General features: G+C 70.4%; 10 protein-coding genes and 1 pseudogene. 6 read left to right on the plus strand and 5 right to left on the minus strand.

Annotated features, from left to right (window positions below; genetic code table 11):
* Positions 1-45 precede the first annotated feature (45 nt).
* Both ACWD26_RS01230 and ACWD26_RS01235 read left to right on the plus strand, forming a co-directional pair.
* Entirely contained in the window at positions 46-1956 is a 1911-nt protein-coding gene (locus ACWD26_RS01230; protein WP_451264903.1) for a pectinesterase family protein, read from the plus strand.
* A 631-nt stretch (positions 1957-2587) separates the two neighbouring features.
* Entirely contained in the window at positions 2588-2917 is a 330-nt protein-coding gene (locus ACWD26_RS01235) for a hypothetical protein (protein WP_451264905.1), read from the plus strand.
* Positions 2918-3007: 90 nt separating this feature from the next.
* Here ACWD26_RS01235 and ACWD26_RS01240 read toward each other — a convergent pair whose 3' ends face one another.
* The 4 genes and pseudogenes from ACWD26_RS01240 to ACWD26_RS01255 form a co-directional block, all read right to left on the minus strand.
* Positions 3008-3487, minus strand: coding sequence for an NPP1 family protein (locus tag ACWD26_RS01240; RefSeq protein ID WP_451264907.1), 480 nt, complete (start codon positions 3485-3487; stop codon positions 3008-3010).
* A 35-nt stretch (positions 3488-3522) separates the two neighbouring features.
* Positions 3523-3999 (minus strand): annotated as a pseudogene (locus tag ACWD26_RS01245) (NPP1 family protein); the annotation flags it as partial.
* Between the two features lie 120 nt (positions 4000-4119).
* A complete protein-coding gene (locus ACWD26_RS01250; RefSeq protein ID WP_451264909.1) occupies positions 4120-6639 on the minus strand; it encodes an ABC transporter permease in 2520 nt (839 codons plus the stop codon).
* Positions 6639-7409 (minus strand): ABC transporter ATP-binding protein, encoded by a 771-nt coding sequence (locus tag ACWD26_RS01255; RefSeq protein WP_451264911.1) that lies wholly within the window; start codon positions 7407-7409, stop codon positions 6639-6641. Before ACWD26_RS01255 ends, ACWD26_RS01250 begins: the two co-directional genes overlap by 1 nt.
* A 189-nt stretch (positions 7410-7598) precedes the next feature.
* On the opposite strand from ACWD26_RS01255, the gene ACWD26_RS01260 reads away from it, so the two are divergent.
* The 4 genes from ACWD26_RS01260 (at position 7599) to ACWD26_RS01275 (ending at position 11890) form a co-directional block, all read left to right on the plus strand.
* Positions 7599-8048 (plus strand): hypothetical protein, encoded by a 450-nt coding sequence (locus ACWD26_RS01260; RefSeq protein WP_451264913.1) that lies wholly within the window; start codon positions 7599-7601, stop codon positions 8046-8048.
* A gap of 40 nt (positions 8049-8088) precedes the next feature.
* Positions 8089-8325, plus strand: coding sequence for a hypothetical protein (locus tag ACWD26_RS01265; RefSeq protein ID WP_451264915.1), 237 nt, complete (start codon positions 8089-8091; stop codon positions 8323-8325).
* Between the two features lie 248 nt (positions 8326-8573).
* Positions 8574-10769: an RICIN domain-containing protein gene (locus tag ACWD26_RS01270; protein WP_451264917.1), complete on the plus strand. Its 2196-nt coding sequence runs from the start codon at positions 8574-8576 to the stop codon at positions 10767-10769.
* An 89-nt stretch (positions 10770-10858) separates the two neighbouring features.
* Positions 10859-11890: a LacI family DNA-binding transcriptional regulator gene (locus ACWD26_RS01275; RefSeq protein WP_451264919.1), complete on the plus strand. Its 1032-nt coding sequence runs from the start codon at positions 10859-10861 to the stop codon at positions 11888-11890.
* 7 nt (positions 11891-11897) lie between these two features.
* Here ACWD26_RS01275 and ACWD26_RS01280 read toward each other — a convergent pair whose 3' ends face one another.
* Complete coding sequence (locus ACWD26_RS01280) at positions 11898-14243, minus strand: glycoside hydrolase family 3 N-terminal domain-containing protein (protein WP_451264921.1); 2346 nt, start codon at positions 14241-14243, stop codon at positions 11898-11900.
* Positions 14244-14273 lie beyond the last annotated feature (30 nt).

A 14273-nucleotide genomic window follows, 5' to 3' on the forward strand; every position in this document is an offset into this window, starting at 1 on the left:
TATTGCGATCCCATCAATGGGCCACTGACAACAAAAGGAACTCATGTGACGAGCACGACACGGGATGGACTCCCCAGAAGATCATTTCTCGCCGCCTCGACGGCCGTGGGGGCCACCAGCCTTCTGGCTACCGGCTTGGGGGTTGCCATCGCCCCCCGCGCCGCCGCCGCGCCCGGCGCGAACGCCACCTGGCGCATCAGCAATGAGCCCGCTGAGGCCAAGACGGGCTACGTGAACGTGATCAGGAGAATTCAAAGTCTTGTGAGCGTCGGCCACAGGCTCGCGGCAGAGGGTGTCCGCCCCGTCTGGGTCACCGATGAGAACGGAGCGGGCCAATTCACCACTGTTGATCTGCACGCCGAGGGCAGGCCTGATTTCATCCGGATATTCATGCGCCGGTCGGACGCCTACATTCTGGGATGGCGCCAGGGGATCGAGGACGGTGCCGGTGGAGTGGTCCTCGGCAACTTCTTCACACTGGAGGCCGGCGTGAACCTGCCGGGTGCCATCCGCCAGGGCGCCGACAAGAACGTGGACCCCCGGCACGAGGGGCTGGCGACCTACACCGCGCTGGAGCGGCCGCAGGCCGCTGGTATTTCCCGCGAGGGCATGCAGATCACTCCCGCCAACCTCAACCACGCCGTACTGGTCCTTCTGGACGGCGCCGGGAGTTCTGTCAGGGACGTGGCGCAGTCGCTCCTGCGGATCATCGTTGTGCTCGCCGAAGGATCTCGGTTCCGGGATCAAGCGGCTGCGACCGCGACGGCCTTCGGTAACGGTCAGCCGTACACCGTCACCGCGCAGCACGCTGAACAGCACAACAGCTGGCTTGACCTCAGCAGGCAGTTTTTCGATTGGCTGGCTGTGAACGTGGGGAGCCGTAGCCATTACCCCACGGCGTTGCTGGGCCTGATGATGGCGCACCACTCGGGCCGCGGCTCCGTTCACCGCAGGGACGAGCTTCTCGAGAGATCAACGTTCTACGTCGCGCACGACGGCTTCGCCGACCACACGACAGTGCAGGACGCGATCGACATGGTGGGCCACAACAGGGTGGTGGGCTCCAACGACTCCGCCGAGAGCAGAATCATCATCGACAAGGGCGTCTACCACGAGATCATCAGCGTCGGGAAGGAGAAGAGGTGGCTGACGATTGAGAGCCTCACCGGCAACCGCGAGGATGTCGTCATCCACAACACCAGGTGCCACGGGATGATCAACCCAGACACCGGAATGAAGTACGGCACCCAGGGCAGCGCGGTGGCCACCTTCAGGGCACCCGACCTGACCGTCAAAAATCTCACGATCCAGAACACGTTCGACCGCAAGGCCCACCCTGAGATCGGCCCGTTCGATACCCAGGCCGTCGCGGTGGCCGCCATGGGTGACCGGCAGGTGTACGACAACGTCTCGATCATGAGCCATCAGGACACCCTGCTCGTCAAGGGAGAGACGCCCACGACCCAGGCCCGGCAGCTCTTCATCGGCTGCTTCATCCGGGGCGACGTGGACTTCATCTTCGGCAACGCCACCGCGGTGATCTCCCTGTCCAAGATCCAGATGCTCCCGTGGCCCGGCGGCACGGTGCTGGCGCCGAACACCGACGGCTCCAAGAAGTACGGAATCCTGATCGACAGCTGCACGATCACCACCGCCGGTGTGCAGACCGGCACGATGCATCTCGGCCGACCGTGGAGCAACACCGAGGAGGCATGGCCCCAGGCAGTGGTGCGGGGCTGCGAGATCGGGTCGGGCGTCGCGACCGCGCAGCCCTGGGTCGACATGCTTCCCGACCAGCCCTGGCGGCTGTTCGGCCGTTTCAGGGAGTACCGCAACTTCGGCCCCGGAGCCGGTACGGGCCCGAACGCACCAAAGTTGACCGACATCGAGGCGGCCGACTACACCGCCAAGAAGTACCTGGCCGGCACCGACGGCTGGAACCCGATCGGCACCTGACCTCAGCCGAGGTGAAAACCGGCACTGCCCCCGCCCTCGCGACGCGGTGATCACGGCGGGGCCGGTAACCCCATCCCGGACCAGGCGCTTCGGTCGATGAGGAACCGGCCCTGCCGGACGCGTTCGATCTCCTCCTGAAGCGGCGGCATGCCGGTCGGCGGGCTCACCCTCCGGCCGGCCCCCTGATCGCCGGCATCGGGGGGCGGCATGATCGCCCCGGTATGTCACCGCCGAGCGGTCCGGCACCCGCTACCTGTTCCACCTGCGCGCCACCGATGACGGACACCTGTTGCGCACCCTGCCGTCGGTGCCTGTCCCTGTCTTCCGCGACCCCGCCGCACCGGTCGCACCGGGGACACCGTGCCCCTGATGGCGTTCAGCCCCGACGGCAGGGCGTTCGCGTACGGCGTCTCCGCGCCCGGCCGGGACGCCGACGCCCAGCGGTTCAGGGTCTGGGAACCTGGACCGAGGCCGTACCGGGAGCACGCTGGACCTGGCAGGCCCAGCGGTCGTCTCCGTCACCCTCGGACCCGGCGGCGGCACCCTGTACGCCGCCCGTGTCCCGCCGGTCGGGAAGCCGAGCGACGAGGTGTGACACCGACCACCACCCAGGACGGCGGTGCTCCCCGGCATGGCCGGCAGCCATCTGGCAGTCCGCCCCGACGGACGGTTGACCCGTCCCGACGGCCGCGTCGCGCGCCTGCCGTCGGGACGGGTCGGCGGACACGACCTCGTCCCGGGTGATGAGGTCGGCGCCCTGGCCTTCGCCCCCGACGGCGCCACCCTCTACGCGGGCAGCCCGCGCGTCCCGCTGCAGCGGTACGTCGTCGATCCCGAGCGGGCGGTCACCGAGGTCTGCGCTCGTACGGGAGGCGCCGGCCTGACCCGGGCCCAGTGGCACACCTACGTGCCGGACGCTCCGTACCGCCGGTTCTGCGGCGACGCGGCGTCGCTCGGATGACCGCGACCGGCCGGGCAGGCCGGCCGGTCGCCCGGCGTCGGCAGAGGCGGCCACCGCCCGGCCAGTGGTGGCCGCCTCTGCTGGGTTCGCTCAGAGGCCGAGGTTAGGCATGAATGAGCTGATCTGGGACGGCTTGGCCCGGTCGAGCGTGGTCATGAAGCGGCCGTCCCGGTCCTGGAGAGGGAAGTTGGCGCTGCCCCAGGTGGCGTCCCACAGCGCGTTGAAGGCCGTGCCGTTGGTGTTCCTGAGCCGGTCCATGGCAACCAGCGTCGGCCGGTCCCAGTTCTTGACGACCTCAGGGGCCTCGCCCGACTTCGCGAAGCGGAAGGCGTGCGTACCCGGCTCGTCCCGGTGGTAGACGATCTTTGCGCGGTTGCCGGAGCGCTCGATCCGATTGAACGGCTTGGTGTCGTACTGGCCGTGCGCGGAGGCGGCCACGTAGGAGGGCTCCTCGTCACCGCGCGCCTGCCAGACCACGACGGCCTCCCAGTCGTGGCGGTGCCCGGAGAAGCGGCCCTGGTCCTTCTCGAAGTACAGGGCGAGACGTACGCGCACCAGTTGGGGTCGCACGCGGTCCGGACGTAGGTGTTGGCGCCGCCGACGTACCGGCAGTCCCCGCCGGGGTTCCCGGACGGGCTCAGGCCGCGGTTGAGCCGCCCGTCGGGGCCGACGGCCGACGAGGGGAAGCAGCCGTCGCTGTCGTAGTCGAAGAGCGGCTGGTACTTGTCCTGGAAGGCGGAAGCCTGGCCGGGCAGGGCCTCCGGGGCCGCGGCGAACGCGCTGCTCGACAGGCCGACGGCCAGCGCGGCGGCGCTGCCCGCGACGAGCGCGGCCTTGGCGAGGCGGGACGGTCTTCTGCTCTTGGCTGCGTGGGACATGGGGGGTGTGTTCTCCAGTTGCTCGGTTCGCACGCCGCGCCGGAATCCGGTGCGGCGGACCGAGACTGGCAAACGATGATGAGCAGCCGCCGTCCATTGCGAAAATCGTTCCGATGCGGATGCTCTGTTTCTTCGGCAGCCCGTCACCGTGCTGCCGTTGACGGCGCGGATCGGATCGGCATGGTTTTGCCGGGTCGGCTGCATGTCCGAAACCGCCGAACTCCGAAAGTTCAGAGCCGAGTTCGTGTAGGTGGAAGATTTCCGGACACGCAAAGGGTCCCGTTCCCTGGAGGGGCAGGGGAACGGGACCCTGCGGCAGTGCAGCTACTCCGCCTTGATCGCCTGCAGCATGTTGAGCCGCGCCGCTCGCCGGGCCGGCCACAGCGCCGCCAGAACACCGACCGTCGCGGCCAGCAGAAGGAAGACGGTCATCCGGCCCCAGGGCAGGACGAGTTCGTACGTCGCCATCTTCTCGCTCAGCAACTCCCCGGCCGCCCATCCGAAGAACACGCCGAGGCCGATGCCGAGCACCCCGCCGAGGAGGGAGATCACCAGCGACTCCAGGCGGACCATCCGCTTGGTGCCCTGGCGGTCCAGGCCGATCGCGCGGAGCATGCCGATCTCCTTGGAGCGTTCGAAGACCGACATGGCCAGGGTGTTGACGACACCGAGGACCGCCACGATCACCGCCATGGCCAGCAGGCCGTAGACCATGTTCAGGACCAGCGTGAACGTCCGCGCGCTCTCGTTGGAGATGTCCTGCTTGTCCTGGATCTTGATCGCCGGGTTGGTGCCGAGGGCCTTCACCAACCGGTCCTTCGTCGCGTCGGACGCGCCGTCGGCGGTCTTCACCATCACCTTCATGACGGCCGGGTCCGGCTCGTGCGGGGCGAGGGTCGCGGTGTCGATCATGATGCCGTGGACCATCATGTTGCCCTCGTAGACCCCGGCGACCGTCAGTTTCTGCTTCTTGCCGTCCTGGTAGGCGACCGTGAAGCTCGAACCGGCCTTCCAGCCACGGGACTTGGCGGTCCACTGGTCGACGACGACCTGCCTGCCGCCGACCTTGAGGGAGCCATCCTCGACCTTGAGGTCGGTCACGTCGCCGAGCGCGGCGCCGTTGACACCGGTCAGCGGCTCGTTGACGCCGCGGATCTGCGCGAAGGCGCTGACCATCGGGCTGGTGGCGGTGACCCCGTCGGCCCGCTCCAGCTTCTTCTCGACCTGTGGCGACAGCGGGTTGCCGTTCGCCATGGACACCGTGTAGTCGGCGCGGATCGCGGACGCCGCCATCTTGTCGATGCCCTGCTGGAGGCTGTTCGCCATCACCGTCATGCCGGTGATGAGGGCGAGCCCGATCATCAGCGCCGCGGCGGTGGCGGCCGTACGGCGCGGGTTGCGTGCCGCGTTCTCCCGGGCCAGCCTGCCCGCGACGCCGAAGCCGCGCAGGGCCGGTGCCGCGGCCGCGATCAGCGGGCGGGACAGCAGCGGGGTCAGGATGAAGACGCCGATGAGCAGCAGGACGGCGCCCAGTCCCATCGGGGCCTGCCCGCTGTCGTCGTCCATCGTCGTGGCGGCCAGGACGACCGCGACGCCGACGGCCGAGAGCAGTGCGCCCAGCGCGTTGCGCAGCACCAGCGACTTGGTGCTGGCCTGCGCGTGGACGCTGCTCATCGCCGCCACCGGCGGGATCTTCGCGGCCCGGCGGGCGGGCAGCCACGCCGCGAGCATGGTCACCAGGGTGCCGACCGCGAGGGCGGCGACGACCGTGCCGGGGGTGACGACGAGCGGCCCGTCGGGGATGGTCGCGTCGAACGTGCCCATCAGCGAGCGCAGTCCGGCGCCGATGCCGACGCCCGCGAGCAGACCGGTGACGGCGGCGACCGCGCCGATCACGAACGCCTCGATCAGCACCGACCGCGTGACCTGCCGGCGTGAGGCGCCGACCGCGCGCAGCAGCGCCAGCTCCTTGGTGCGCTGGGCGACCAGCATGGTGAAGGTGTTGGCGATGATGAACGTGCCGACGAACAGCGCGATCCCGGCGAAGCCCAGCAGGAGGTTTCTCAGGCCGTCCGTCGTCTGGCTGATCCGCGCCGCCTCCTGGTCGGCGAGCACCTGGCCGGTGGTGGTCTCGACGAGGTCCTTCGGCAGCGCCTTGTCCAGCTCCGCCTTGAGCGCGGCCTGGCTGACGCCCGGCTTCGCCGTGACGTCGATCTGGTCGTACGTGCCCGGCTCGGCGAGCAGCTTCTGCGCGGTCGCCGTGTCGAACAGGGTGAGGCTGCCGCCGGCCGCGACGTTGCCGTCGTCGGTGCTGAAGATGCCGCTGATCGTCGAGGTCAGCACCGGGCCGTCCACGGACAGCCGTACGGTGTCGCCGACCTTGTAGCCGGTGCGCTCGGCCGTCTTGGAGTCGATGAGCACCTCGCCCCGGCCCTTCGGGGCGTGCCCGCTGACCAGCGGGTACCGGGGGTCCTTGGCGCCCCAGTAGTTCGCGCCCCGCGACTCGAAGCCGCCGCCGGCCGGCTTGCCGTCCTTGCCGGCGAGGGCGGTGTAGCCGCTGACGACCCCGATGGCCTGCTCGGCGCCGGGCACTCGGGCGCTCTCGTGGAGCACCGCCCGGGTCAGCTCGGGCCGCTGAGCGGCCTCGTGGCTCTGGTACGACGGCTGTACGGCGACGTCGACCTGGTCGAAGCCCTTGGCGGAGCTCTTCCGGTAGGCGTCGGAGATGGTGCTGGTGAAGACCAGGGTTCCCGACACGAAGGCCACGCCGAGCATGACGGCGAGCACGGTCATCAGGAGCCGGGCTTTGTGCGCGAGTACGTTGCGCAGGGCGGTGCGGAACATCAGCTGGTGCGGCCCTTCGCGTCGAACTGCTTCATGAAGTCCAGGACCGTGTCGGCGGTCGGCCGGTACATCTCGTCGACGATCCGCCCGTCGGCGAGGAAGACGACGCGGTCGGCGTACGCGGCGGCCACCGGGTCGTGGGTCACCATGACCACCGTCTGCCCCAACTCCCGTACGGAGTTGCGGAGAAAGCCCAGAACCTCGGCGCCGGAGCGGGAGTCGAGGTTTCCGGTCGGCTCGTCGCCGAAGATGATGTCAGGGCGGGAGGCCAGGGCGCGGGCCACGGCGACGCGCTGCTGCTGACCGCCGGAGAGCTGGGAGGGCCGGTGGCTCAGCCGCCCGGAGAGGCCGACCATCCGGATGACGGTGTCCAGCCACTGCCGGTCCGGCTTGCGGCCCGCGATGTCCATCGGGAGGGTGATGTTCTCCAGAGCCGTCAACGTCGGCAGCAGGTTGAACGCCTGGAAGATGAAGCCGATCTTGTCCCGGCGCAACTTGGTGAGCTGTCCGTCCTTCAGGGAGCCCAGCTCGGTGTCGCCGATGCGGACCGAGCCGGAGGAGAAGGTGTCCAGGCCTGCGACGCAGTGCATCAGGGTGGACTTGCCGGAGCCGGAGGGGCCCATGATCGCGGTGAACTCGGCCTGCCGGAACTCGACGGTGACCCGGTCCAGGGCGACCACCTGGGTCTCGCCCTGTCCGTAGATCTTCGACAGATCCGTGGCACGCGCGGCCACGGCGGTGGCCCGGCCGGCGATGGATGCGGTGGTCACGGGTTGGTGCTCCTGCCAGGACGAGGGGGTGTTCGGAAGACGTGATCCATCGATGTCCGTGCGGTACGAACTCATCGGACCGCCTCCGTACGAGCTCATCGGGCCGCCTCCGTCGTGACGAAGGCGCACAGGACGAAGCACAGCCCCGCGAGCGCCGCCAGGGCGAGGTCGAGATCAGTGAGGATCTGCATGCCGTCGACGATCCCGCCGCAGCGCCCTGTCCGTCCTCGGCCACCAGGCCGGTACAGGGCGGCCGGCATCGGCCTGCAGGCCGACCCCCTCCTCGGCCGTACATCCCTGGCCTGCTCGGCGCCGTCCACCAGCTCCCGCAGCCTGGTGAGGCGCTGGCTCCGTACGCGATCACCGGTCGTTGTCATCCTTCTTCCCGCCACCTGGCTGTTGCTGACCGCCGGTCTGTTGGGCGCCGTCGCCTTGGCCACCCTTGTCGGCGGGGGAATGCCCAGCGTCACGGCCCTGTTCCTGCTCGGACTGGCGGTCGCCGCCTCGCGATCGCCCACAGCCCGGGCCGGCGCACCGGCCAACTGGCCGTCCTTTTTCACCCTCGCCGCGCCGATGCCTGCCGCCCAGGTGTGGTGCCAGCACCTGCAGTCCGTCGCCGAAGCCCTCCGCCCGGCATGAGCAGATCTCCCGGCAGAAGCACGCCGACCCCGTCGACGCCATGGGCCGCGTCCACACCAAGCAGACCTCCGCCGACCTGCGGACCTCCGCCGCCCTCGCCCCGCTCGTGAAGAAGGGCGACGTGGCCGTCGTCAGCGCCTACTTCTCGCTCGACACCGGCCGGGTGCCTTCGAGGGGGTGGGCCGGCCTCGTACGCGCATGTCGGCCGCCCGGTCGGCCCGCCGCCCTGCGGTCCTCGCCGCCGCGGGTTTCGCTCGGGCCTGCTCCGAAGCCTTGAGGGCGTGGCTGAAGTGGGTGGTCTTCGGCGGCCACCGCCTGTCCTCTACGGCGACCGACGCGCGATCAGCGCACGGTGGTTGACGCGCGGTGAAGGCCGGGACCCGCTCCGGACGGGCGTCGGTCAGGACCGGGGCATGACCACGGTCACGAAAGTCTTTCGCAAACGCGCCCGTGACACGGCGGCACCGCGTCCTAATACTGCCCGGAAGGCAATTGCCGAACGTCGCCACGTTCGAAGGAAACGCAATGAGAAAACCACTGGCCCGGAGAGCTCTCTCGGCAGCGACAGCAATAGGCGTCGGCGTGGCATTCGCCGTCGCCTCCGCGGGGAGTGCGGCGGCCTATCAGCCGACCCCGTCGAATGTGTACGTGGCGGACAATCCCGCCGCGTGCAACAAGAATCCCTGCGTTCTCTACCCGAAGTCGGCGCAGCTGCCGAGCGGCCGGATCGTGGCGACGTTCGAGAACAGCCAGACCGACCCGGTGGGGCAGACGCTCCCCGTCTACAAAAGCGACGACGACGGCACGACCTGGCAGAAGCTGGCCGATGTGAAGCCTCCGGCCGCCCTGTCCAGCGACTCGCAGTACGCCAAGTACACGAGCAACTGGACCAACGCGTACCCGTATGTGCTCCCGCAGGACGTCGGTGATCTGAAGGCCGGCACGCTGCTGCTCGCGAGCATCGTCTCGGGCGACGACTCCTACTACCGGGAGCAGAAGGCCGCCGATCCGACATGGAAGCCGACCGGTGACGGCGACCGCAAGGACGTGGCGCTCGCCCTGTACGCCAGTAACGACGACGGCGCGACCTGGAGCTTCGAGAACATCATCGCCGTCGGCGGCTGGCAGGGCGGCAGCGCCGGAAGCATCGGCCGGGTGTCCCAGGCCAACACCGCCGCACAGGTCGACCCGATATGGGAGCCGCACCTGCTCGCCCGCGGCGGCAAGCTCGTCGCCTACTACTCCGACGAGAACGACTACCTCGGCTACGACACCACGACCGGCGTGCCGACCCCGGACCCGGACAACGCCACGGCGCCGGACTCCGGCGGCCAGGTCCTCGTGCACCGGACCTGGGACGGCAGCAGCACGTCCTGGAGCCGGCCGGTCGTCGATGTGCCCGGCCTCACCGTGGACCGGGGCAACGGCAAGAAGGAGATCGGCGGCGGCCGCCCCGGCATGACAACGGTCGCACCGACCACCGACGGCAAGTGGCTCATGACGTACGAGTACTGGGGCGGCGGCACCGACGTCCGGTACAAGATCGCGGACGATCCGCTGAAGTTCTACGCGGCCGCCGACCACCCGATCACCGACCTGCCGGTACCGGCGGGAGGCCACACGTTCGCCACCGGCGGCAGCCCGGTGCTGCTGCCGATGCCGGACGGGCGGATCGTGTACAACGCCGCCGGCAGCGGCAACGTGTGGGTGAACGAGTCCGGCCGCAGCGACGGCACCTGGAAGGAGTACCGGACGACGCTGTCCCCCGGGTACAGCCGCAACCTGCAGTACGTCGAGGGCACCGGACGCGTCCTCATCCTCCAGGCCTCCTGGAGCGGCAACAGCGTCGGGCCCGTGCGCTACGGCGAGGTTGACCTCGGCCACTCCGACGGTGCCTACTACACCCTGGTCAACCGCCTGACCGGCCAGGCCCTCGCCCCCGACGCCGGCAAGACGCAGGACGCGGACCTCACCGGCGATGTCCCCGACCTCGTCCTCAGACCCCGGGACGCGGCCGACGACACACAGCGCTGGCACCGGATCGACAAGGGCTCCGATGTGACCCTGCTCAACAAGGCCGGCGGCCGCGCGGCCGGCATCTGGACCGGCAGCGCGACGGCCGGGCAGCGCCTCGCCCAGTGGGTCGACGACAACGCCACCGACAAGCGGTGGACCCTCGTGCCCTCGACCGACGGGTACTACAAGGTCCGGTCGGTGCGGAACACCAGCCTGTACATGACGGGCGCGACGCAGAACGGCGCCGTCACCGTGCAGGCGCCGATCAGCGACCCCGCGGCGGACGACGCGCAGGAATGGCAGCTCGTCCAGGAGCCTGCGGCCAAGAACCCCTTCACACTGAAGGGCGCCAACTCGGGCCGCTGCCTCGACGTGCCGAACGGACAAACGGGTGTGCAGGTGCAGATCTGGGACTGCGTCGGCAACCAGAACCAGACGATCACCGCGACCGACGCGGGCGAGTTGCGTGTCCTCGGCAACTGCCTCGCCGCGGCCGGTGACGGCACCACCGCGGGCACCCAGCTGATCCTGTGGCCCTGCAACGGCAAGTCCAGCCAGAAGTGGTGGTTCCGCCTCGACGGGTCCGTCGTCAACCGCTCCAACGGCCTCGCCGTCGACGTCGCCGGCTGGGCGACGGCCAACGGGTCGAAGGTGCAGCTGTGGACGAGTCTCGGCAACGCCACCCAGAGGTGGAGCCGGAACTGAGTCCGCCCCACCAAATGCGCCGGAGGGTTGTCCCTCCGGCGCTCGGTGCTGTTGGCTTGCGGCGGGATTTCGTGGCGAGGACGAGGGACGTGAACGTACAGGACAAGGGGCAGCTGGACGCGCAGTACGGGCTGCTGACGGACATCGCCCAGGAGGCGGGCGTGTCGCTCAGCACCGTCTCCAAGGTGGTGCACCGGCGCCGCGACGTCGGCGCGGTGACCCGCGCCCGGGTCGAGGAGCTGCTGGCACGCTACGGGTACGTCCGCTCCTGGGAGCGCGACAACAAGGAGCCGCGGCAGATCATCACCGTCTTCCGGGACCTGTCGGGCCCGTACACCCTGGAGGTCGTGCGCGGCATCGTGGACGCGGCGGGCGAGCTCGGCGTAGACGTGGTGACCGGCACCACCAGCCGGCGTTCCATCTCGCAGTGGCTCGAGGAATGCGTGGCGCTCGGCGCGGCCGGACTGATCATCGTGATCTCGATGCTGGCAGAGGAGGACCAGCGGCGCATCGTCGAGCAGCGGCTGCCGGTGGTGTTGGTGGACCCCCTCAGCGCGCCGTCGCCGGAGATCCCGAGCATCGGCGTGACCAACTGGAGCGGGGCCCGGGACGCCGTGCAGCACCTGCTCGGCCTGGGGCACACCCGGATCGGCATGGTCGCGGGCCGTTCCCACTCGCTGGCGGGGGCGGCCCGCCTGCACGGGTACCGGGCCGCACTCGAGGAGGCCGGGATCGGCTACGACCCGGCGATCGTGCGCTCCACCGACTTCGACTACGACGAGGCGCTCGCCGCCACCCTGCAGATACTGCAGACCGAGCAGCCTCCGACGGCCGTCTTCGCGGCCAGCGACGCGCAGGCGCTCGGCGTGCTGGAGGCCGCCCGGCAGCGGGGGCTGCGCGTCCCCGAGGAGCTGTCGGTGATGTCGTTCGACGACACGCTGGTGGCGGCCATGGCCTGCCCGCCGCTGAGCGCCGTGCGCCAGCCGTTCGAGGAACTGGGGCGCGAGGCGACCCGGGTGCTGCTGCAGACGGCCGAGGGCCGCCCGCCCGCGTCCCCGCGCATCGAACTGGCGACGGAGCTGGTGCTGCGGACCTCGACGTCCGTGGCCCGCAGCACCTGAAGGGCGGTCAGTCCCGCTCGACGCTCACCGGCACACCGTGCTGCCGTACGGCCGTCAGGTCCCGTGGCTCACCGACGAGTTCCATCTTGGCCTCGGCCGGGGTGTCCCCGCTGGACGAACCGGCGTACAGCAGGATCTCGCCCGGCTCGACGATCCGGTGGCCCTCCAGACCGGTGAAGGCCAGGCGGTCGGTGTGGACGTCGAAGCGGACCGTCGCCTGCTCGCCGGGCTCCAACTCGACCTTGGCGAACGCCAGCAGCGCCCGCACCGGGCGGGTGACCTGGGCGACGGGGTCGGTGAAGTACAGCTGGACCGTCTCCGCGCCGGGCACCTCGCCGGTGTTCCGCACCCGGACACTCACGCCGAACCGCCCGTCGGTCGGCACCTGTTCGCGGTCGACGGTCAGGTGGCCGATCTCGAACGTCGTGTACGACAGCCCATGCCCGAAGGAGAAGGCGGGCGTCGGGTCGAGGTTGGACAGCCAGCTCTGCCGGTCGCCGAGCGGCGGGTGGAGGTACGTGTACGGCTGCCCGGCGGGCGAGGTGGGGATCTGCACGGGCAGCTTGCCGCTGAAGTTCGCCGTGCCGGAGAGGATTTCGGCGACCGCCCGGCCGCCCTCCTCTCCCGGCAGGAAGACCTGCACCATGGCCGCCGCGGCCTGCGCGAACCGCCCCACGGCGTACGGCCGGCCGCTGTTGACGACGAGGACGATGGGCCTGCCGGTGGCGAGCACCGCCTCGACCAGTTCCTCCTGCACGCCCGGCAGGCGCAGGTCCTCCACGTCGCAGCCCTCGCCGGAGGTGCCGATGCCGAACATGCCCGGCTTGTCGCCGACGACCAGGACGGTCAGGTCGGCGGCGGCGCTCGCCCGGGCGGCGGCCGGGATGCCGGAGCGGTCCTCCTCGCGGATCGGACAGCCCGCCATGAACTCCCATTCCACATCGGGGAGTTCGGCGGCGAGCGCGGTCCGCAGCGACACCGCCTCGACGCCGTTGCCCAGGTCGTCGCGGTCGGAGAGGACGTGGTTGGGGAAGCTGTAGCAGCCGAACATGGTGCGGACGTCGTCGGCGCACGGGCCGATCAGGGCGATCCGGCCGCGGGACGGCAGCGGCAGGACGCCGTTGTTGGACAGCAGGACGGCGCTCGACCGCGCCACCGTGCGGGCGAGTTCGCGGTTCTCCGGTTTGTCCAGATCGAGGGTACCCGCGCGCAGGGCGGGCGGCTCGGGGTCCCAGTCGGGATCCAGCAGCCCGAGCGCCACCTTCTGCCTCAGCACCCGGCGCACCGCCCGGTCGACGTCGGCCTCGTCGGCCTCCCCCCTGCGCACGGCGTCGACCAGCGCCGCGCCGAAGCCGCGCTGGTCCGGCAGTTCGACGTCCAGGCCGGCCTTCAGCGCGAGCGCCCCGGCGCTGGGCAGGTCGGCCGCGATCCGGTGGGCGCTCACCAGGAACGGCAGCGACCAGTAGTCGGAGACGACGGTGCCCTCGAAACCCCACTGCTCGCGCAGCACCTCTGTCAGCAGCCACCGGCTCGCGGCCGGGGCCTCGCCGTCGATCTCGGCGTAACTGTTCATGACGGACCCCACCCCGGCGGCCACCAGCCGCTCGAACGGAGGCAGGATCACGTCGTACAGCTCCCGGCGGCCGATGCGGGCGGGCGCGTGGTTGCGGCCGCCCATGGACACGGAGTAGCCCGCGAAGTGCTTCAGGGTGGCGTACACCCCGGCGCTCTGCACGCCGAGGACGTACGCCTCGCCCATCTCGCCGACCAGGTACGGGTCCTCGCCGAAGGTCTCCTCGCAGCGGCCCCAGCGGTAGTCGCGGATGACGTCGACTACGGGGGCGAGACCGAGGTGGACCCCGGCCATGGCCATGTCGGCGCCGATGGCCGCGCCGACCCGGCGGATCAGGGCCGGGTCGAAGGTGGCCGCCATACCCAGCGAGGTCGGGTAGATGGTGGCGCCGTAGGCGGTGAAGCCGGTCAGGCACTCGTCGTGCGCCATGGCGGGGATGCGGAACCTGCTCTGCGCCATGATCTGTCGCTGCCGCTCGGCCAGCAGCCGCGCGTGCTCCAGGGCGGGCCGGGGCACGGTGCCGTAGGGGCGGGTGAGCTGGCCGAGGCCATGGCGAGCGGTGACGTCGAGGTCCCCGACGCGGTCGAAGAGGCTGGTGCCGGGCGCCACGTCCGGGCCCGCCGGTTCGACGTCCTCCCAGGCGCTGCTGAGCTGCGCGACCTTCTCCTGAAGGGTGAGGCGGGCCAGCAGCGCCTCGACGCGTTCGTCCGCCGGAAGGCCGGGGTCGGCCCAGGGGTCTGCCGGGGTGAGGCCGGCGGGGTCCGGGGTGGTGGTCGTCATGCACGACTCCTCGTGGGATCGCTCGGGTGT

The organism is Streptomyces sp. NPDC002787, from assembly GCF_053592095.1.